The 19,255-nt window shown below is 58.6% G+C and carries 19 protein-coding genes and 1 tRNA gene; 9 read left to right on the forward strand and 11 right to left on the reverse strand.

The window, feature by feature from the left end; all coding sequences use genetic code 11:
- Window positions 1-48: 48 nt before the first annotated feature.
- Together AB5Y94_RS15090 and AB5Y94_RS15095 are read right to left on the reverse strand one after the other, a co-directional pair.
- Window positions 49-195 (reverse strand): hypothetical protein, encoded by a 147-nt coding sequence (locus tag AB5Y94_RS15090; protein WP_005302740.1) that lies wholly within the window; start codon window positions 193-195, stop codon window positions 49-51.
- A gap of 275 nt (window positions 196-470) precedes the next feature.
- Window positions 471-547, reverse strand: a tRNA-Pro gene (locus AB5Y94_RS15095).
- 269 nt (window positions 548-816) lie between these two features.
- On the opposite strand from AB5Y94_RS15095, the gene tadA reads away from it, so the two are divergent.
- The 9 genes from tadA (at window position 817) to AB5Y94_RS15140 (ending at window position 10,622) form a co-directional block, all read left to right on the forward strand.
- A complete protein-coding gene (tadA, locus tag AB5Y94_RS15100; protein ID WP_017783968.1) occupies window positions 817-1,356 on the forward strand; it encodes a tRNA adenosine(34) deaminase TadA in 540 nt (179 codons plus the stop codon).
- A gap of 206 nt (window positions 1,357-1,562) precedes the next feature.
- Window positions 1,563-3,800: an ABC transporter permease subunit gene (locus tag AB5Y94_RS15105; RefSeq protein ID WP_017782338.1), complete on the forward strand. Its 2,238-nt coding sequence runs from the start codon at window positions 1,563-1,565 to the stop codon at window positions 3,798-3,800.
- A gap of 32 nt (window positions 3,801-3,832) precedes the next feature.
- Window positions 3,833-5,482, forward strand: a complete 1,650-nt coding sequence (pstA, locus tag AB5Y94_RS15110) for a phosphate ABC transporter permease PstA (protein ID WP_017778548.1) — start codon at window positions 3,833-3,835, stop codon at window positions 5,480-5,482.
- Between the two features lie 174 nt (window positions 5,483-5,656).
- A complete protein-coding gene (gene pstB, locus AB5Y94_RS15115) occupies window positions 5,657-6,475 on the forward strand; it encodes a phosphate ABC transporter ATP-binding protein PstB (RefSeq protein WP_005302736.1) in 819 nt (272 codons plus the stop codon).
- Between the two features lie 170 nt (window positions 6,476-6,645).
- On the forward strand, window positions 6,646-7,356 hold the full coding sequence (phoU, locus tag AB5Y94_RS15120; RefSeq protein WP_005302735.1) for a phosphate signaling complex protein PhoU: 711 nt from the start codon (window positions 6,646-6,648) through the stop codon (window positions 7,354-7,356).
- A 48-nt stretch (window positions 7,357-7,404) separates the two neighbouring features.
- On the forward strand, window positions 7,405-7,665 hold the full coding sequence (locus AB5Y94_RS15125) for a hypothetical protein (protein WP_368206041.1): 261 nt from the start codon (window positions 7,405-7,407) through the stop codon (window positions 7,663-7,665).
- Window positions 7,666-7,796: 131 nt separating this feature from the next.
- Window positions 7,797-8,117 carry a helix-turn-helix domain-containing protein gene (locus AB5Y94_RS15130; RefSeq protein ID WP_368206043.1) on the forward strand — a complete coding sequence of 107 codons (321 nt, stop codon included), beginning with the start codon at window positions 7,797-7,799 and terminating at the stop codon, window positions 8,115-8,117.
- 73 nt (window positions 8,118-8,190) lie between these two features.
- Window positions 8,191-9,717, forward strand: coding sequence for a ParB N-terminal domain-containing protein (locus tag AB5Y94_RS15135; protein ID WP_368206045.1), 1,527 nt, complete (start codon window positions 8,191-8,193; stop codon window positions 9,715-9,717).
- A complete protein-coding gene (locus AB5Y94_RS15140) occupies window positions 9,717-10,622 on the forward strand; it encodes a DNA adenine methylase (RefSeq protein WP_368206047.1) in 906 nt (301 codons plus the stop codon). Before AB5Y94_RS15135 ends, AB5Y94_RS15140 begins: the two co-directional genes overlap by 1 nt.
- 639 nt (window positions 10,623-11,261) lie before the next feature.
- On the opposite strand, the gene AB5Y94_RS15145 is transcribed toward AB5Y94_RS15140, so the two are convergent.
- The 9 genes from AB5Y94_RS15145 to AB5Y94_RS15185 form a co-directional block, all read right to left on the reverse strand.
- Window positions 11,262-11,960 (reverse strand): phage virion morphogenesis protein, encoded by a 699-nt coding sequence (locus tag AB5Y94_RS15145; RefSeq protein WP_368206049.1) that lies wholly within the window; start codon window positions 11,958-11,960, stop codon window positions 11,262-11,264.
- A gap of 10 nt (window positions 11,961-11,970) precedes the next feature.
- Entirely contained in the window at window positions 11,971-13,584 is a 1,614-nt protein-coding gene (locus AB5Y94_RS15150; RefSeq protein ID WP_368206050.1) for a hypothetical protein, read from the reverse strand.
- The gene (locus AB5Y94_RS15155; RefSeq protein WP_368206052.1) at window positions 13,581-14,132 is read right to left on the reverse strand and encodes a hypothetical protein; all 552 of its coding nucleotides are present in this window, start codon (window positions 14,130-14,132) and stop codon (window positions 13,581-13,583) included. The genes AB5Y94_RS15150 and AB5Y94_RS15155 overlap by 4 nt, the downstream gene beginning before the upstream one ends.
- Window positions 14,129-15,010, reverse strand: a complete 882-nt coding sequence (locus AB5Y94_RS15160; protein WP_368206054.1) for a hypothetical protein — start codon at window positions 15,008-15,010, stop codon at window positions 14,129-14,131. The genes AB5Y94_RS15155 and AB5Y94_RS15160 overlap by 4 nt, the downstream gene beginning before the upstream one ends.
- On the reverse strand, window positions 15,007-15,162 hold the full coding sequence (locus AB5Y94_RS15165) for a tail fiber assembly protein (protein ID WP_234923509.1): 156 nt from the start codon (window positions 15,160-15,162) through the stop codon (window positions 15,007-15,009). The genes AB5Y94_RS15160 and AB5Y94_RS15165 overlap by 4 nt, the downstream gene beginning before the upstream one ends.
- Before the next feature lie 275 nt (window positions 15,163-15,437).
- Window positions 15,438-17,258, reverse strand: coding sequence for a phage tail protein (locus AB5Y94_RS15170; protein WP_368205531.1), 1,821 nt, complete (start codon window positions 17,256-17,258; stop codon window positions 15,438-15,440).
- A complete protein-coding gene (locus AB5Y94_RS15175; protein WP_368205530.1) occupies window positions 17,255-17,857 on the reverse strand; it encodes a phage tail protein in 603 nt (200 codons plus the stop codon). The genes AB5Y94_RS15170 and AB5Y94_RS15175 overlap by 4 nt, the downstream gene beginning before the upstream one ends.
- Window positions 17,850-19,037 carry a baseplate J/gp47 family protein gene (locus tag AB5Y94_RS15180; protein ID WP_368205529.1) on the reverse strand — a complete coding sequence of 396 codons (1,188 nt, stop codon included), beginning with the start codon at window positions 19,035-19,037 and terminating at the stop codon, window positions 17,850-17,852. Before AB5Y94_RS15180 ends, AB5Y94_RS15175 begins: the two co-directional genes overlap by 8 nt.
- Window positions 19,034-19,255, reverse strand: a 222-nt coding sequence (locus AB5Y94_RS15185; protein WP_368206056.1) for a DUF2590 family protein, incomplete at its 5' end; no start/stop codon positions are given. The genes AB5Y94_RS15185 and AB5Y94_RS15180, both read right to left, overlap by 4 nt.

Genomic DNA, 19,255 nt, shown 5'->3' on the forward strand with positions numbered 1-19,255 from the left:
GATCCTGATCTCCCGTGACAGGAAAGGGTTAACGACAGGGCTGACGGTTCAGTAGTCATCGTCCGGCGCCGCCAGATCGACGATGTCGAGCCGTACGACGGGGCCATGCTCGGCCACATACTGGTTGGCTCCGGTTTCGGTGGCCGGCTGGGGCAGGGGAGAGTGTTCGGGTTGTGTTTCAACTGCTTGCGTCATGGGTGCTTGTCTCACTGGATTGCAAGCCGGTTGGTGACTCCATCACCCGAGTTTCCACCTCCCTGTATGAAATTGCCGGCGGAAAAGTCGCGTATCCTAGCGATACTCTAGAAAGGTTTCAAGCGGTTCTGAATAAAATCCGTACCGCAACTGACTGGTGACTCTTTGAAGGAGAGGGCGTGACACGAGAGGCTAACGGCGAGCGGCGGGTGAAGATCGGGATGACGGGCAAAAAAATAGCCCAGTCGCTGGACTGGGCTATTTTCGGGGAATGATGGTCGGCGTGAGAGGATTTGAACCTCCGACCCCTGACACCCCATGACAGTGCGCTACCTGGCTGCGCTACACGCCGACAAGGTCAGTCTGTGCTGACGGGGAGGAAGTCTAATGTTCCGCACCTTTGGACGCAACTCCTTTTTTATCATAGAGATGCTGACTGCTTCTTTATTGCTCAGCACAGATGGAACTTGGGGGCGCCAGCGGGATTTGGCATAATCGCCGCCCCGCCGCAGGCATGGATGGCGGGACCTATGCCACAGAGATCGGCGGCACGGGGCCGTGATACCGTCTTTCGCCGACAGCATGATCTGTCGTCATCAACCAGTCAGAGAGGAGCAGGGCGTGAAACCATCGGACGTTGCAGCACAGGCGAGCCAGCACGAGCAGGACGAACGCTGGATGCGCCATGCCATGGCGCTGGCCGCCAGGGCCGAGGGGATCGGCGAGATCCCGGTGGGCGCCGTGCTGGTGCTGGGGGAGGAGATCGTCGCAGAGGGTTGGAACCGCTCCATCAGCGAGCACGATGCCTGTGCCCATGCCGAGGTGATGGCGCTCCGTGCTGCCGGTGAGCGGCTGCAAAACTACCGTCTGCTCGACACCACCCTCTATGTGACCCTGGAGCCCTGCTGCATGTGTGCCGGTGCCCTGATCCACAGCCGGGTCAAGCGGGTGGTCTATGGCGCGCGGGACTTGAAGACCGGGGCGGCCGGCTCAGTGTTCGAGATCCTGCAGGACCCGCGTCACAATCACAGGGTCGAGCTGACCGGCGGCGTGCTGGCAGAGGCCTGCTCGGCCCAGCTGTCGGATTTCTTCAGGCGTCGCCGCGCCGAGAAAAAGGCCGCCAGATTGGCACTGCAACAAACCCCGGCCGCCGACGATTGAGGCGCATCAGCGCAAGCGGTGCGCTCCCGCGGCGCTTGCGCTACATTTTTAACTTTATAAAACAGTTGGTTGTCATCTTCTCCATGGCATCTTTGATGCCGCTTTCTTGCCTGCAAATAAGCCTGGTTCACGGGACCTTCATGTAACAAAACTGTCATGCAACCGCCATATAATGCCGCCAAGCCTAGCTCACATTGAGGTTTTGCATGTCATCGGAATCGTTGCACCTGGTTATGGCGGGGAGCAGAAAGCGCCGTATCAAGGATAAGTTGGCCAAGTACGGGGTGACCACGGGCGGAGCCCTGGTACTGGTCGCCCTGTTGCTTATTTTCTTCTATCTGCTCTATGTGGTGAAACCCATCTTCAATGGCGCCTCCATGGAGCCGACCGCATCGTTTACCCTGCCCATTCAGGGCAAGACCGCCTGGCTCGGGGTGGAGGAGCAGAACGAGATCGGCTATCGCTTCAGCGACCAGGGTCAGGTCAACTTCTTTGCCGTCCAGAATGATGGCAAGGTCAAGGTGGGCCAGTCGCTCGGTCAGGCACAGGTAAAGGGTGACATCACTGCCGTCGCGCCGCCGTCGCCGGGCCAGAAGCTGATGGCCTACGGTTTTGCCGACGGCAAGGCCCAGGTAGTGCAGCCCGCTTTCAAGGTCTCCTATCCCAACGACGTGCGGGTCATCGAGCCCAGTCTGCAGTACCCCTTCGGCGAAGAGCCGGTCGTGGTGGACCCTGCGGGCAAGGCGCTGTCGCTGATGGTATTTGAAGCCACCAAGGACAAGATGGCCACCGCGGCCGTGACCGCCGATGGTCGCGGCGTCATGATGGTGATGAGCGGCGAGGAGAACTTCCTCTCCGGCGAAGTCGAGTGGAGCGCCCAGAACTACACCATCCCCTCCCTGCCGCGCCACGTGGATCAGATGTTGCTGACCCCCAACCTGCGCATCCTGTTCGTGCGCGAGGGCAATCGCCTCTCGGTCTACGACATTCACAACCTGAACGATATCTCCCTGCGCAACGTGCTGGAGATCAACGCCCCCGATGCCAACGTGACCCGGGTCGAGCTGCTCTCCGGCGCCTCCTCCCTGCTGGTGGGCAACGACAATGGCGTCATCTCCCAGTGGTTCGAAGTGGCCCGGGATGGCAAGCGCCAGTTCACCCAGATCCGCGACTTCAAGGGCGATGGCGCCGTGGCGCAGCTGACCCCGGAACATTTTCGCAAGGGTTTCATCAGTGCCGACAAGAGCGGCACCATCAGCTTCTTCCACGCCACCGGCGAAACCAAGCTGCTGAGCGAGAAGGTGGAGGGCGGCGCCCTGTCGGCGCTGGCCATCTCCCCCCGTCACAACGTGCTGCTGATGCAGCAGGGGGATGCCTTCAAGCTGTTTGCGGTGGAGAACGAGCACCCCGAGGTGACTTGGTCGGCGCTCTGGCAACAGGTGTGGTATGAAGGCTACCCCGAGCCCCAGTACGTGTGGCAGTCCACCTCCGCCAGCAACGACTTCGAAGCCAAGCTGAGCCTGGTCCCGCTGGTGTTCGGCACCCTCAAGGCCTCCTTCTATGCCATGGTGTTTGCGGTGCCGCTCGGAGTCGCCGGCGCAATCTACACCGCCTACTTCATGTCGGCGGGGCTGCGCAAATACGTCAAGCCGACGGTGGAGATCATGGCGGCCCTGCCGACCGTTATCCTCGGCTTCCTGGCCGGTCTGTGGCTCGCACCCATCATCGAGGGGGCGCTGCCCGGCGTGGTGCTGCTGCTGATCCTGCTGCCGATGGGGATGCTGCTGACCGCCTTGATCTGGAATTACCTGCCGGAGCGCGGCAAGGCCTGGTTGCCGGAGGGGTGGCACGCCATCCTGCTGATCCCGGTACTGCTGCTGATTGGCTGGGGCGCCTTCGCGGTGAGCCCGCTCATCGAGAACGCCTTCATGCACGGTGACTCGCGCATCTGGCTGACCCACGACATGGGCATCAAGTTTGACCAGCGCAACTCCCTGGTGGTCGGCATCGCCATGGGCTTTGCGGTCATTCCCACCATCTTCTCCATCGCCGAAGACGCCGTCTTCTCGGTGCCCAAGCACCTCACCCAGGGCTCCCTGGCCCTCGGTGCCACCCCGTGGCAGACCTTGAGCCGGGTGGTGATCCTCACCGCCAGCCCGGGCATCTTCTCGGCGGTGATGATGGGCCTTGGCCGCGCCGTGGGCGAGACCATGATAGTGCTGATGGCCACCGGCAATACCCCCATCATGGACTTCTCCATGTTCCAGGGGCTGCGCACCCTGGCCGCCAACATCGCGGTGGAGATGCCGGAATCGGAAGTGGGCAGCTCTCACTATCGGGTACTGTTCCTCGCCGCCTTCGTGCTGTTCGTGTTCACCTTCTTGTTCAATACCCTGGCCGAGTTCATCCGTCAGCGGTTGCGTGAAAAATACAGCTCCCTGTGATGGGCTGCTCTGTAAGGATCGAGGAATCGACAATGGGTAAGTGGTTTAAATCGGGGGCCCCCTGGATCTGGATGACCGGCGGCGCCGTCAGCCTGAGTCTGGTAGCGGTACTGGGTCTGCTGCTGCTGATCGGCTGGCGTGGTCTGGTCTACTTCTGGCCCCACCCCATCTATGAGTGGCAACTGGAAGACGCCCAGGGCAACAAGAGCGTGCTGATCGGCGAAATCAACGACCGCGAGCTGGTGCCGGTCGAGCGGCTGCGGGCCGCCGGCCTGCCGCTGGCAGGGGAGGAGCGCGAGCTGCTGACCCGCTATCTGGTCAAGACCGGCAACCGCGAGTTCGTCGACCTGGACTTCCGCTGGGTGCTGGAGACCGACATCAAGTCCCAGAGCCTGCCGGCGGAGCTGGCCATGGTGGAGCGTGCCACCAACGGCAACTTCTACGGCTATATCGTCGCGGTGAAAGAGGATGGCCGCGAGCTCACCTCGGATCTGCATCCCGCCCTGCAGCGGGTGCTGGCGCGGGCCAACGGCCTCTCAAGCCAAGCCGACGATCTGCAAAAAGGGGACATCGGCAGCATCAACTATCAACTGGAGCGGCTGCGCCTGAAAGAACGCAAGGCCGAGCTGGACGACAAGCTGACCGATCAGCTTAAAGCCGAGCTGGCGAGCGAGCGTCAGGCCCTCAACGATCGTTATCAGGTGCTGGAAAAAGAGCTCTTCTCCCTGCGTGCCCAGGCAGACAGAGACAGCATCACGGTCAAGGACATGCGTGGCGAGTTGGTGACCATGCCCATGTCCAAGGTGCTGGACGTGGTATGGCCCAACGACATGAGCCTGCCGGCCAAGGTGGGTTACTGGTTCCACCAGATCGGCAAGTTTGTCTCCGACGATCCGCGCGAGGCCAACACCGAGGGCGGGGTGTTCCCGGCCATCTTCGGCACCGTCTTCATGGTGTTCCTGATGGCGATCATCGTGACTCCGCTGGGGGTTATCGCAGCGGTCTACCTGCACGAGTACGCGGGCAAGAACAGCCTGACCAAGATCATCCGCATCGCGGTGATCAACCTGGCGGGCGTGCCCTCCATCGTGTACGGCGTGTTCGGTCTGGGCTTCTTCGTCTACACCCTCGGTGGTTCGCTGGACCAGCTGTTCTATCCGGAAGCGCTGCCGAGCCCGACCTTCGGCTCCCCTGGCGTCATCTGGTCTGCGCTGACCCTGGCCATCCTGACCCTGCCGGTGGTGATCGTCTCCACCGAAGAGGGGCTGGCCCGGATCCCGAGCACCATCCGCCAGGGGTCCCTCGCGCTGGGGGCTACCCAGGCCGAGACCCTGTGGCGCATCGTGCTGCCGATGGCAAGCCCGGCCATCATGACTGGCCTCATCCTGGCCATCGCCCGCGCGGCCGGTGAAGTGGCGCCGCTGATGCTGGTGGGGGTGGTAAAACTGGCGCCGACCCTGCCGATGGACGGCAACTTCCCGTACCTGCACGTGGAGCGCAAGTTCATGCACCTGGGCTTCCACATCTATGACGTCGGCTTCCAGAGCCCCAACGTCGAGGCGGCGCGCCCCCTGGTCTACGCCACCTCCTTCCTGCTGGTGACGGTGATCGTCGGCCTCAACCTGACGGCCATCGGTATCCGCAACCACTTGCGTGAGAAGTTCCGTTCTTTGGAACATTGATGACGATGAGCCTGATGGGCATCCGCAACCATTTGCGTGAGAAATTCCGGTCGCTGGAACATTGATAGACCAGCACCACAGAGACGGGCAGGGAACGGGGTTCCCTGCCAGCCAAGCGTTCCGGCCGCGGGCAATGAGAGTGCCCGCCGCCACCGACAGATTTTGAGGTAACAGATGATCAACGTAACGACCGCAGCGACCCAGCATACCGCGACCGACCTGCTCAACCTGAGCCCGGAGCAGACCGCGCTGGAGGTGAAGGATCTCAACCTGTACTACGGCAACAAGCAGGCGCTGTTCAACGTCAACATGAAGATCCCCAAGGGCCAGGTCACCGCCTTTATCGGCCCTTCAGGCTGCGGCAAGTCCACCCTGCTGCGCTGCATCAACCGGATGAACGACCTGGTGGAGATCTGCCGCATCGAGGGCGAGATCCAGCTGCACGGCCACAACATCTACGACAAAAGCGTCGATGTCTCCGCCCTGCGCCGTCAGGTGGGCATGGTGTTCCAGCGCCCAAACCCCTTCCCCAAGTCCATCTACGAGAACGTGGTCTATGGCCTGCGCCTGCAGGGCATCAACGACAGACGTACCCTGGACGAGGCGGCCGAGCGCTCCCTGCGCGGCGCGGCCCTGTGGGACGAGGTGAAGGACCGTCTGCACGACAATGCCTTTGGCCTCTCCGGTGGTCAGCAGCAGCGGCTGGTGATTGCCCGCGCCATCGCCATCGAGCCGGAAGTGCTGTTGCTCGATGAACCCACCTCGGCGCTCGACCCCATCTCCACCCTCACCATCGAGGAGCTGATCAACGAGCTCAAGAGCCAGTTCACCGTGGTGATTGTCACCCACAACATGCAGCAGGCGGCGCGGGTCTCGGATCAGACCGCCTTCATGTACATGGGCGAGCTCATCGAGTACTCGGACACCAACACCATCTTCACCACCCCGGCCAAGAAGAAGACCGAAGACTACATCACCGGTCGTTACGGCTAAGGGATGCTGGTGATGGAGATGAGCATCAACAAACAGATTACCGGTCAGTTCAACGACTAGGGCGTGTTGGTGCAACAAGGGTTATGGGGATGAGCAAGATGAGCATCAACAAACAGATTACCCGTCAGTTCAACGACTAAGGCATACTCGGAGCATCAAGGATTATTGGTATGGACAATATGAACCTCAACAAACACATCTCCGGTCAGTTCAATGCCGAGCTCGAGAGCGTGCGCAACCAGGTGCTGGTGATGGGCGGGCTGGTGGAGCAGCAGCTGACCGACGCCATCGCGGCGATCCACGATCAGGATCTGGACGCGGCGCGCAAGATCGTGGCCAACGACCATAACGTCAACGCCATGGAAGTGGCGATCGACGAGGAGTGCACCCGCATCATCGCCAAGCGCCAGCCCACCGCTTCCGACCTGCGGCTGGTGATGGCCATCATCAAGACCATCACCGATCTGGAGCGCATTGGCGATGTGGCGGACAAGATAGCCCGGATGCTGACCGACAACGCCAACAAGCCGCAGCCGCCGCTGGTGTCGCTGGAGAACATGGGCCGCCGCACCATCAAGATGCTGCACGACGTGCTGGACGCCTTCGCCCGCATGGATCTCGATGCTGCGCTGGCGGTCTACAAGGAAGATGACAAGGTGGACCGGGAGTACGAGTCCATCATTCGCGAGCTGATGACCTACATGATGGAAGATCCGCGCACCATACCGCAGGTGCTCAACGTGCTGTGGGCGGCGCGGGCCATCGAGCGGGTGGGCGATCGTTGCCAGCACATCTGCGAATACATCGTCTACTACGTGAAAGGCAAGGACGTGCGCCACACCAAGGCGGACGACTTGGGCACCCTGCTGGGGAAAGGGTGAGTCTGAAATGAATAAAAAGGCGCTTTGAGCGCCTTAATGAAATGACGTATGATTTTGAAATTAAAGGATTTATTTCAACTTCTGTCCACTTGGCGACCACATCGAGAGACTAAAAAGAAAGCCCCAGATTTGACTGGGGCTTTCTTTTTGTTGGAATTACCTGCCCAGCAAGTCAGTTTAGATGGTTGCGATGCTGTTAAAGGTCACGATTGTTGTGGTATGAGCCCTTTACCTAGCACAACGCTTTGTATTGTGGTGCTTGATTTGCTTTTTGGCCTTGAAAATCTTGTATGGTATCTTATGTCATAAGTTATTAGCTCATATAGTGGATTCAAGATTTACTGGTGGTTATCTGAGCTCATTCACTAAGAGTGAATTGTGGTGTAGTCATAAGAGACAATCTTGAGAGGCATAAAAGCTAGATGAAAACGCATTCCAGTGTGCAGATTATCAATCAAGCAGGAAAGCCTGCTTTTGCCGTCATTCCTTATGAGCACTATCTTGAATTGATGGTTCCACACGAGAAGAGAGATGACTTTATGCCTGATGAAGTCATAGGTCTTCACGTTGAACATGGTTTATCTCTTCTTGCTGCATGGCGAGTTTATAAGAAACTATCACAGCAAGAGTTAGCTACACGTATTGGCATTTCACAGTCAGCGGTAGCTCAGATGGAAAAACCAAGCAGCAAACCACGTCATGCCACTTTGCATAAAGTGGCAAATGCGCTTGGCATTCCTATAGCTTACCTTATTAATTAATAATAACTAGACTTATGTTACGCTGTGTGGTTTTACTGACTATTTAATATGAAATATTATGGCGCGGGGATTTATGGCTCAAGATAAGAAGAATTGGTGGGAACATCGCGTATTGCGTTCTGTTGATAATTTAAAGCTTTGGGATGAGAACCCACGATTAGATGCATCTGGTAAGTTATCGACCGTCAGAGACTTCGTTGAAGAGTTGATTAGTGATGATGTTGATGCCCAAGATTTCATGGATTTAATGAACTCAATTGTCGCTCGTGGTTTTCTGTCATTTGACCCGGTGGTTGTGTGGAAGGATGAGGAAAGCCAAGACTTTATAGTGGCAGAGGGTAATAGGCGAGTAATGGCTTTAAAATTACTGCGTGCACCGGAATCCGCACCAATGTCTATTCGTAAAATGGTTACAGTCTTGTCACGAAAAATTGATCGTGATGAAATAGAAAAAATTAGAGTTTGTTTGGCCCCATGCTTTGATGATGCTCGTTGGTACATATTACAGCGACATTCGCCAGCTGCAAGTAATCAAGTTAGATGGCAAAGGTTACAGCAACAACGTTTTATCATTAGTACTTATGATGCAGTTGGTCAAGATATTGACGAAACTATAAAAATTACGGGATTTAAAAGAGCCGCCATCATGGAGGCTATTCGTTATGTCAAAATCAGGAATATCGCCACCCAACATGAAATTCTCCAGTATCTAAATACTGAAGAAAGAGAGCAAGTGTATAGTCATAAAATTAGTATGACAGTTCTCGAACGCTGGTTTGGTAATAGTCAGGTCAGAGAGGCTTGGCATATAAAATTTGATGATAATGGCGTTACGATTAATGCTGATATGAATAGTTTCTATGCGGCTTACGCTCAGTTTTTGAAATTGATGCTAAGTAAAAATAAAGAACTAGGCTTTAGGGTTAACACACGGACAATTGACTCTAAGTTTCAAAAAATATTTGATTTTTTGCCTAAAGTTACATTGGTTCAGGATAGTAAATCTGAACCAACACCTGCTCATTTATTTGTTTCTCCTGCTTTGGATGATAACTCGACAGATATTAAATCGGGGAGTAATGATTCTGAACAAGAAAATAAAAAGTCAGAGCCTGAGCCTCAGAGAAACTTGAAAGGCAATCCTAAGCGGCGTCAATTTACTGATGAATATCATGATGTTACATGCAGAAACTATAAACTGAAGGCTTTGTTTAAAGAACTGCAGAAGCTACCTATCTACAGTTACCCTAATGTTTCAGCTGCATCAATTAGAATTTTTCTTGATTTAGCGGTCGATGAGTATATTAATGCAAGTGATTTAAAAGATGAGCTGATAAAAAACAAAGGTGGACGAAAGGATTATGGTGAAATTACCCTAAGCCAGAGGTTATCTTTTTTGCAAAAAGAGTATATTGAGGATCGCAACGCGAAGAAAGTAATTGAGCAACTGCTGAACTCCAGTAATGACCATAGCTTGAATACTCTAAATGAGTATGTTCATGGTACTAAGGTTCATAAAGTTGAGGCACAGTTTTTAAATCGTTTTTGGGACATGTTATTCCCTTTGTTTGCGGTATTAATCAATATGCGGGAGGTTTAATGTTTTTTTCCCCGTTGAGATATCCTGGTGGAAAGTCGAAGCTAACGGCTTACGTCCTTGAGACGATGAAGTTAAACAATCTTGAGGGGGCTGCTTATGTAGAGCCTTTTGCTGGCGGTTGTGCGATTGCATGGTATCTGCTACTAAATGGACATTCCAAGAAGGTTTATATCAATGATCTAGACCCTGCGATCCATGCGTTCTGGTATAGTGTACTCTATAAGACAGGTGAACTGTGTGAGCTAATCAGCTCAACACCAGTAACAATTGATGAGTGGCATCATCAACGTGAAGTGTATAGGAATAAGACGAGTGATTACTTAAAACTTGGCTTTGCAACATTTTTCTTGAATAGAACGAATCGCTCAGGAATTATAAAAGCTGGTGTTATTGGTGGTTTAGACCAAAGTGGTAACTATAAACTTGACTGTCGTTTCAATAAGTCAGTTCTTATTGATCAAATAAAAGCGATCGCAGCTAGGAAGGATGACATACGTCTAACTAATTTGGACGCAACTCAGTTTATTGAGGAACATATTCCAGATATAGAAGGACCTGCATTTATAAATATTGATCCTCCTTACTATGTCAAGGGTAAAGGGTTGTATCAAAATTTCTTTGAGCATAATGACCACTATCGGTTATTTGAAAGTATCAAAAGAATAAAACATCCGTGGATTGTTACATATGATAACACCCCGGAAATATGTGGTATATATGCAGAGTATTCTCCGGAAGCATTTCATTTGACATATACAGCGCAGACTAAATGCAAGGGGTTGGAAATAATTGTTCACTCCCCCAGTCTATTGAAAACAGGATTTAAGCCTGATGTGACATTTTCAGAGGTTAAAAGGTACTATCGACAAAAGATGTTAATGGAAGTTAATAATAAATTAATCTGATTATCTATATAATCGGGTTGTGTATAATGACTTGATATAGGTATGATGCTGCACTGCACCGGTGATGCCAAGTTAATGCGGTGCCATTCCCTGGCCATTGTTCTGGTCACACCAGCAGTAAAACCCCTAGCCATGGCTGGGGGTTTTTTCATGAGAGCGGAGTACCTGATATGTGACCCTGAGCGTTTCACATGGGAATTTCTGGATCCTCCTCAAAACTGCCAGCTAAGCCTTGCTACATAAGGCTTTCTCAACTTATCTTTGTCGTCGTGCCAGATCCATTGTGTCGACTAAGATCCTTACTGAAATTAACTTTTATTTGTTTATTTTCAATGCGTTACGTTTTTGTTCTCGCCCGAACGGTGTGATCAAACCTCCCCAAAACGATCATCGAATGACGTTTTTTGAAATTCTGAATTCCCCCCAAGAACCCAGCCACGGCGCGGGTTAGACCATGGATTTGCACCATTTTATTTGTGCAAAAAACGCCACATTTTTAGCCCGAAGGTGGGGGGGGAGGAGTGCGGATTCCGTGAGCGGCGCGTTTCCTCCGTCGCACCTGGGCTGCAGGGCAGGGGGCTGGCCACAAAAAAGCGACGCTGGTGCGTCGCTGTCGTATGCGGTGTGGCAGTCAGTGGGTTACTGGCCGGCGCCCCATCCCATCTTCTGGAATGCTTTGGCGGCGATGGCCAGCAGTTCATCGTTGTTGGCCTGGGGGAGCATGGGGCGGGCCGGGGTCTCTACTGTCCAGCGGTTCTTCCTGGTCTCTCCGGTGGTGGTCCTGATCAGGATGGCAGCCCGGGTAACACTGACATGTTCCCGTATCCACTTTAGGGAGGGCTTGCGGTAGCGACGACGAGCGCCCCGGTCTGACAGCACCTTGTACCCCAGCGCACGCAGGCGCTGCGCCTGGCTACGGGTGCAAGGGTTATCCGTAGGCTTGAACGGTTCTTTCTTCCTGCCTCGTTCTGACTTCCTCGGTTGTGCTGGCTTGGGCGGCGCTGCCGTGAATGGCTGTGACATCCCCTGGTGGTTCTGGTTGGCGATCATCCCCGCAAAGCGGGAGTCAAAGTCGATGATAGCCGCGTCCTCGGTACCGCGAGAGCGCAGACGCTTGGCGAGGCCAGTGAGCCGCTTGTGCTTGCGCTTGCTCTTTGTAGGCGCCCACTTTGTACCGTCAGGGGCCTTGCCGGCTCTGATGCGCTGGCGGTTCACCTTGGCCACCTCGCGGCCTATCTGCTGGGTGATGCGCCGGCGTTTCGCCGGTGGCAGAGACGCAGCATCCAGGCGCGCCAGCAAGTGGTGCATTGCGCCTTGATTTAGGGTCAGTGAGATCATGTGTGCATCCCTATTCGATGATGGGGGAAAGCTGGCTGGCCAGCTGTTTGGCTTGTTGGCCATGTCCGGTCATGGCTTCGCTGTTACTGGGCGCCGGCCCGCTGCCGTGGGTATGGCTGGCTGTCGCAGCGGCCAGCTGCTCCACCACGTTCATCAGTTGCAGCAGCAACCGGAAGATGTTCACGCTCTCGGTCCCCATCCACGAACGGGGCGCCTCCAGGTGCTGCAGCTCGCCGGCAACGGCCCGGCGCAGCTGGCCGACCACCTCGACCAGATCCCCCGCCGTGGTTTGGCTCAGGTTGCCCAGGCTTCCCAGGGTAAGATCATCCCCGGCCAGCAGCTCGATGGCGCCCAGCGCCTCGATGAGTTTGAACCCGCCCACCTCCTCAATGCTGTGCTGAGCTACCAGCTGTTGATGCTGGCCATGTTCCCCCAGGTAGTCATCACTCTGGTGGTGCATCTGCATGGCGCGGTCGTGCAGGAGTCGGTCGGTGTGACGGGAGAGGTTGCCCACGGTGTCGGTGCGGCTGAATACCTCGGCCCGTTGCTGCTGCAACTGCTCGCCCGGGGCGATATCTGGCAGGGGCCAGCCGCTGCCGAGCACGGTGCGGATAAAGGGCCGGTCGGCCCGCCCGAAGGCGAACCCCAGTTCAACCAGCGTCCCCTCGAGGGGAAACTGCAGCAGACCCTGTTCCTGTCCGCCGAACTGCACCGGTAGCGGTACTGCCCGATACAGCGGGGCGGCCTTGTCCGGTTGGCCATCCTCGCCCAGCAGCCGCACGTCCACCGCATAGCGGGGGCGGAATGGGTCATTGAGCTGGCCGGCGCAGGCTTGGTCGCTGATGGCCTCGACCCGCCCGAATTTTGGCAGGTGCATGTTGTCAGCGAGCTCCGGGAACTCCCCCTCTATCTTGCGCCGCTCCAACGACTTGCTGACTTTGCCCGGGGTGACGGTGGTCAGGGTCATTTCATCCCCTTTGAGCCGCACCCGGGTGACCCGCTTACCGTTGACGGTCGCCCCGGGACGCATGGCCGGCACCGGGGACAAGGTGATGAGGTTACCCGCCTGGCGGGCAGTCCAGGCCGGGTCAATCTCGACCTCCCGACCATGCCAGCGACAATCGGCGTGGCTGCCGACAAAGATGGCGCCATCGGGTTGCTGGTACCAGACAAAGTCGGGTACCTCGAAGGCGCGGCCGGCGTGCTCCAGCAACTGGTAACCGGTGCCGGCGCTGGTGAAGTTGGGGATCGGCCGGTCTGCATAGTCAGCCGCGGCTGGCAGCATGAACACCAGACCGGTCTCGGTGCTGAGCCAGGCCAGCAGGTTGCGCAGGGTGGCATGCTGCATGCTGACGGGGAGGCGACCGGCCAGCACGCCCGCCAGTTCTCGGCAGAGCAGTTGCACAGAGCCCACCGCGGCCGGCTGCACATCGAACACGTAACCGGTGAACCAGCGGCGCAGCTCGCCGTTGTAACCGACATCAATGGTGATCGGCTGGCCTTTTTGCACCTCGGCCTGGGCGGTCAGGGCTGCCCGGCCGCCGGCGTTGAGGTCCAGCATGATGTCGTGCTCGACCAGGTGAGCCGGTTGGTCATTGATGGTCAGGCGGGTGGTCAGCTTCATGCCAGGACATCCCCCAGTTTGTCGTCCAGTTTCTTAAAGAAAGCCTCCCCTTTGGATAGCTTCTCATCGCCGCTTTGCCCTTGGCCGCCATTGGCTGCCGTGGCTCCGGCGGAGCCTTTGCCTAGGTTGGCGGGGCTACCAGGTAAACGGGCTTCGCGCTTCTCCGGTACCGAGTTGAACTCCTTCAAGGTGAACTGCACCTGCCAGGCCATCAGTCCCTCCTGTTCGCTGGCGGTGATGCGCCCGGCAAACTTGGCCTGGCGTACCTTCACCGACTTGGCCAGCAGCGACCCGACCCGGTAGACGTGGCGCTTACCGCCGTTGCCCTTGGCATCGGCCAGCTCAAACAGCCGGCTCAACATCTGCTCATCCTTGAACGGGATGAGGCCGGAGATGTCGAGCTCCTTGGCCTTGGCGCCCTGTTCGGCGCTGCTGGTCGAGCTGGTCTGGCCGCTCTGGTCCTTGTCCTGAAACTGCATCGATGCGGAGATCCGCATCGACTTCATGATGATGGGCTCGCCATCGAGGGTCAGCATGGCTTGGCTCATGGGGTTAACTCCTGCCAGAAGGTGAGCGGGGACGGGGAGAGCAGCAGGGCGCCGACCGTCATGCTCTGGCTATGGTCCGGTGGCGCACTCTGCCCGAGCTGGGTGGCAAGGCTGGCCACATCCCCCTGGCCTTGCCAGTGCCAGAGTGTGCCGGAGAGTGTGCCCAGCTCGGCCAAGGCCTCGGCGAGTTGTGCCAAACGAGCGGCGCGGCGCGTCGCCAGCCCCTGCAGCTTGGCGATCGGGGTCTGGCTGTCTTGGGCCAGGCTCTCCAACTGGGCGAGCTCTGCCCCCAGCGCTTGGCGGGCAGGGCGTAGCGGGGCCCAGCTCAGTGGCTCATCGGCGCGCCAGCGCGGCACCTTGGCCGCGGTGGGTTGGCTCATGGGGTCGTTGTTGGCGGTGAGCCGGCGCAGGGTCGCGCACCACTCCGGCAACGGCAGCAGGGCGCAGAGGATGGCCAGCTGGCGGGCCAGCGCGTCGGCGCTGTTACCGGTGACCAGCCAGGCGAGGGCATGCAGTTGTCCGCTGGGCAGCAGGGGATCGGCCCCGTCCTGCAGCTTGGCGGCCAGGGTGGCCACCGCATTGGGGGCGGCCAGGCTGAACTGCTGGCCCTGCTGTTGGCCGACCCCGTGCTGGTAGGGGGTGACGGTGAGGCAGCGACCGGTGACCAGCAGGCGATCGAGCTCGCTGCGCAGCCCCGCCAGCGCGGCGGCGGCCTCGCTGAGCGGGTGGGGCCGGTACTGAGCCCGCCCAGCCAGACCCTGCAGGCGCGCCATGGCGCTGTCCTGGGTGGCTGGCAGCTGACCCAGCACGCCTTGGGCGCGGGTGTGCAGGCTGCCGGCACTGGCGGGCCAGCGCAGTGGCCCTTGTGACCAGCTCATTGAGGCGCCTCCGGCCAGTTGACCTCGGTTGGCCAGCCATCGCTTTGGGGGAGGCGGTAGAGGGCGACCCGGTAGCGCTGCCAGGCGCTAAGCTGTTCGCGTTCGGCCTCGCTGATGATCCCCAGCGCCAGGGCATCTTCTAGTGGTGCCATCGCTGTGGCTGCGAGTTGTAATCTCACGTCCAACATGGCCTGCATTTCAGACGATGTCGGTAGGGGCTGGGGTATGAGGGTGATTTCACCGAACTCCCCGAACATCGCCCTGGTGTATAGCGCTCGGCCGTGCTCTTCCGCATCGTCTTTCCGGGCGCTAAATGGGACGAAATCAGGAAGATGGCTAAAGAGCACTTCCATATTAATCACATCATCTGCGTTAACCTGTGCTGTCACTGCTCTGACTGATAACACTTGAACATTCATCTTTGACCTCACGCAATGCGAATAAATAGGGTGACGTTCCAGCTTCCGTAATCACGGTCACCGGCGGCATACCCGAGCGCTTTCCACGTTCCTGCGGGAGAACCACCGTACAGAATGCCTTCTGCAGAACTGAATCTGAGGGCTGATCCCGCGATGGTTTGGCCAGGTGAAATTTTCCCTCCTGAATTGAATCGGCCTAACAGCGCGTATGTACCGATCTGCTGATAGCCACTGGCAACAATGTCGGCATTTCCCTGTGAGGCCGGGTGGGTATGACCTGAAGGCGGCATGGTCGCGGGCTTGTCGGTGACCTCACTCCAGGTGGGCCAGCGGGTGGCTGTGGCAGGCGCTCCGGTCACTTGCGACCAGGGGTGGCTGTGCGCACTGGGTGGCATGGTGCCAGGCTTGCCGGTGACCTCATTCCAGGCGGGCCAGCGAGTTGCTTGCACCGGCGCGCCAGTGATCTGGCTCCATGGGTGAGCGTGGCTTGCGGCGGCGGCTCCCAGCTCGGCCAGGGTGGGCTTATTGCCGGTGTTGTAATCCCGCGTCCAGGGCGTCCAGGCCCCGGTGCTGTATTGCGCGCGCCGCCAGACCCGGCTGGAGTTGTAAACCAGGTAGGTCTGCTGGGTGCCGGCGGCATTGCTGACGATCAATGCCCCGGCCAGGTTTTCCGGGTAGTGGCGTGCCGCCGAGGTGTTGGCGTTGGCGTGCTGGGCATATACCTTGGGCTCTTTGAGGGTGTCCAGATCCTCGGTGCCCAAGTTGATGGGGTTGAGCCAGGAGCCGGGGTGGGAATGGTTGGCTGCCGCGAGGTCCGGCTTGCTGGTCACCTCTGCCCAACTGGGCCAGCGGCTGGCGGTGGCCGGAACCTGATCAAGCTCACCCCACTTGTGGCGGTGGCTGCCGTCTTTGATCTCCACCGCGATGGTGACGCCCTGGGCGTCTTCCAGGATGCCCTTGCCGGCCACGTCCCCGGTCAGCTCGATGGTGCGCTTGCGGCGCACGTCGGTGACGCTGCCGTCCGCATTGATGATGGCCACCTTGGCCACATGGTGCTGATGGCCGTTGCTGTCCAGGTAGTCGGTGAGCTCCGGCACACTTAAGCTAAGGGTGAAGTGATTCACCCAGGCATCGAGCAAAGAGCCCGCCCGGTAGATATCGAGCCAGAGCCCCACCGGCTTGGCGCCCGGGGTCACCTTCTTGACCTCGTTCAGTTCCGCCCGCAGGCCGCCCACGTAGGCCACCCCGGGCTGCATCTTGTAGACCCCGGACTCGTTGACCAGCTTGAAGCCGTCACCGTAGAAGGTGGCCGACCCGAAGAACTGCAGCGCCTGCAGGCGCAGGTCGTCGTCTATTCCGCGCAGGCGGGCGGCATAGTCGATTTGCCAGGTGCTGGCGTCCACGTGGGTGGCGGTGGCCTCTGCCGCCTGGTCGTACTCCATCAGCATGGATTTCACCAGGCTGTTGCCGGTCTGGCCGGTGGCCTCATTGGTCTTGAGTTTGGTTTCCAGCCCCTTGTGCACAATCATCCCCACCACGCCGGTGGCCTTGTTGATGAGGTACATGGCGTTGAAGCTGAAATCGCCGACCGTGGTGTCCATCACGATGGTGTAAGCCACCGCATCGTTGTTGATGCGCCCGCGCTGATCCACCGCGTGCCGGTGCACAATCTGGCCCGCTGGCGGCAGCCCGCTGTCCGGGTTGATGGCCGCCTCGGGATCGAGCCCCGGCACGTTGGCCAGCACGAACTCATCGAGCACCACCGGCACTTGGGTTGCTAGGCACTCCTGCCAGTAGCGGGAGAAAGCGTTGGTAATGATCTGGCTCATGCGTTCCTCTTAAGTGTCGCGCCGAACACCTGCTGGTTCATGTCGATACGACTGAACCGCAGGGTGCCGGTGACCGGATACACCACTGCAAAGCGATAGCGGCGGCAGGTGCGGCCATAGTGTTGAATGAGGGTTTCCATCAGTTTCTGGTTGGCCGCGATGGCGCCGTCGGTCACCTCGATGGTGATGACGTCCCAGGGGGCGCCGGCCTGGCGTTCGTGGACGTCACACCAGCCGATGCCCAGGCGCTCGAAAATGCGCTTAAAGCCGGCCACCTCGCCGGCGTCCCGGGCGTTCACAAAGGCGAACTTGACCCGCTTGCGGAAAAGCTCGAGCGGCTCGCCGTTGAAACGGGTGATGTCCCGCTCCCAGGCGAGTAGCGCCAGCAGGGACGCCGAGCAGGTCAGCGGGTCTTGCTGGGCCAGCGGCAGCAACAACCAGCCCTTGACCCGTTGCCAGAAGGCATTGATCCCCTTGGCCAGAAACCCGGGCTCGGCGTGGGCCGGGCTGATGGTGTAGCCGTCTTCCCACCAGGGGGCGCTGGCATCGGGCAGCACCGGCGCCTGCAGGTCGTGTTCAAGCGGGGTCGGGTCAGTCATGCAGGGTCACCTCCAGCGTGCTCAGGCGCGCGATGGCCAGCCCCGACACGATGTCATCTTGCGCAAACTTGAGGCTCTGCAACTGCGGGAACTGGCTGTGCAGCTCGCGGGCCAGCTGGGAGAGCGAGAAGCGCGAGCGCGGCCAGGTGCGGGTGACGCTTGGGAAATCCGCCGACTGGCGAAACGCCGCCTTGACCAGGCTTTCGGCGCCTGCCTTGAGCGCGGCATTCTGCTCGTCGGTGAGGTTGGCTTGTGGCCATAACTCAAGGGTGAGGCTGTGCTGGGTTTCGGGGATGCTCATCACGAATAAATCATCGCCGTGGCCATGGTTGCCCTGGCGGCCCACGTAGTCGTTGAGCTGGTTGATGAGGCTGGCCGGGGTGGCGCCCACTTCCAGCAGGATGTAAGCGTTGGCGGTACCCGGGCCGCGGGGCCCCTCATGCTCAAAGAAGATGTGATCGGCCCGGATCCCCGCCACGCTGGCCAGCATGGAGCGGTAAATCGCGTCGATGTGGTAGCGCCCCACCGCTGAAAACTGGTTCTGGATGCGCAGGCCGAGCGCGTCGTTGCCCTCGGCATCGGCGCCCTGGGTGGTGATCCACTCCTTGTCATCGTTGCGGGCCGACAGGATGCCGGTGACCGGTTCACTTAGCAGGTTGTAATAGCCCGGGGCCAGATTCCAGGCCGCGCCGGCGAACTCCGCCTCGCAGACCACCTTGGCCACCGCCTCGCCGGCGGGACTGACCACCGCCTGCAGCGGCTTCACCCGGTAGATGGTGCCGTTGATGCGCTCGGTGGTGATCCAGATATCGGCCGGGATGGTGACCGCCTCGCCGGGGCTCACCTTGACGAAGTGGATCACTCCCCGGGTTTTCTGGGCAGCCTTACGGGTCAGGTCCACATCCCAGGCCTTGAGATCGAGATAGGCATCGGTGGCGGTGGCCGCAAAGGTGTTGGGCAGCACATGGCCGGCCAAGAGCGTGCGGATAAGCCAGAGCGCCGGGGTGATGACCACCCCGCGCACCAGCCGCCAGAAGGGGCTCACATCGCTGTCGTTGGTGATGAGGGAGCCAGCAGCCACCACCTCCTTTTTGAGCTCGGCCTCCATGGCCTGCTCGGTGGTCGGCACACCGGCCTCGGCCAGCAGGGCCATAAAGTCCACGTTCGGGCGCAGGTTCACAGGGTTACCTCCAAATCGCCGAATTCATAGGTGCGAGCGGTGACCAGCACCCGGTCGGGGGCCTCTTCACGGATCACGATGGTGCCGGGCACCAGCCGCTCGTCGTCTTCTACCAGCAGTTCAATCTCGGTCATCACATCGGCGCGCAGGGTAGGGCTGCGCTCGCCGATGAGCTTGCGGGCCAGCCCCGACTCCATGATGCGGTGCTTGATGTCCTG

Origin of the sequence: Aeromonas sp. s5 (assembly GCF_040907865.1) — a bacterium.
GTDB classification, from domain to species: Bacteria; Pseudomonadota; Gammaproteobacteria; order Enterobacterales; family Aeromonadaceae; genus Aeromonas; species Aeromonas dhakensis.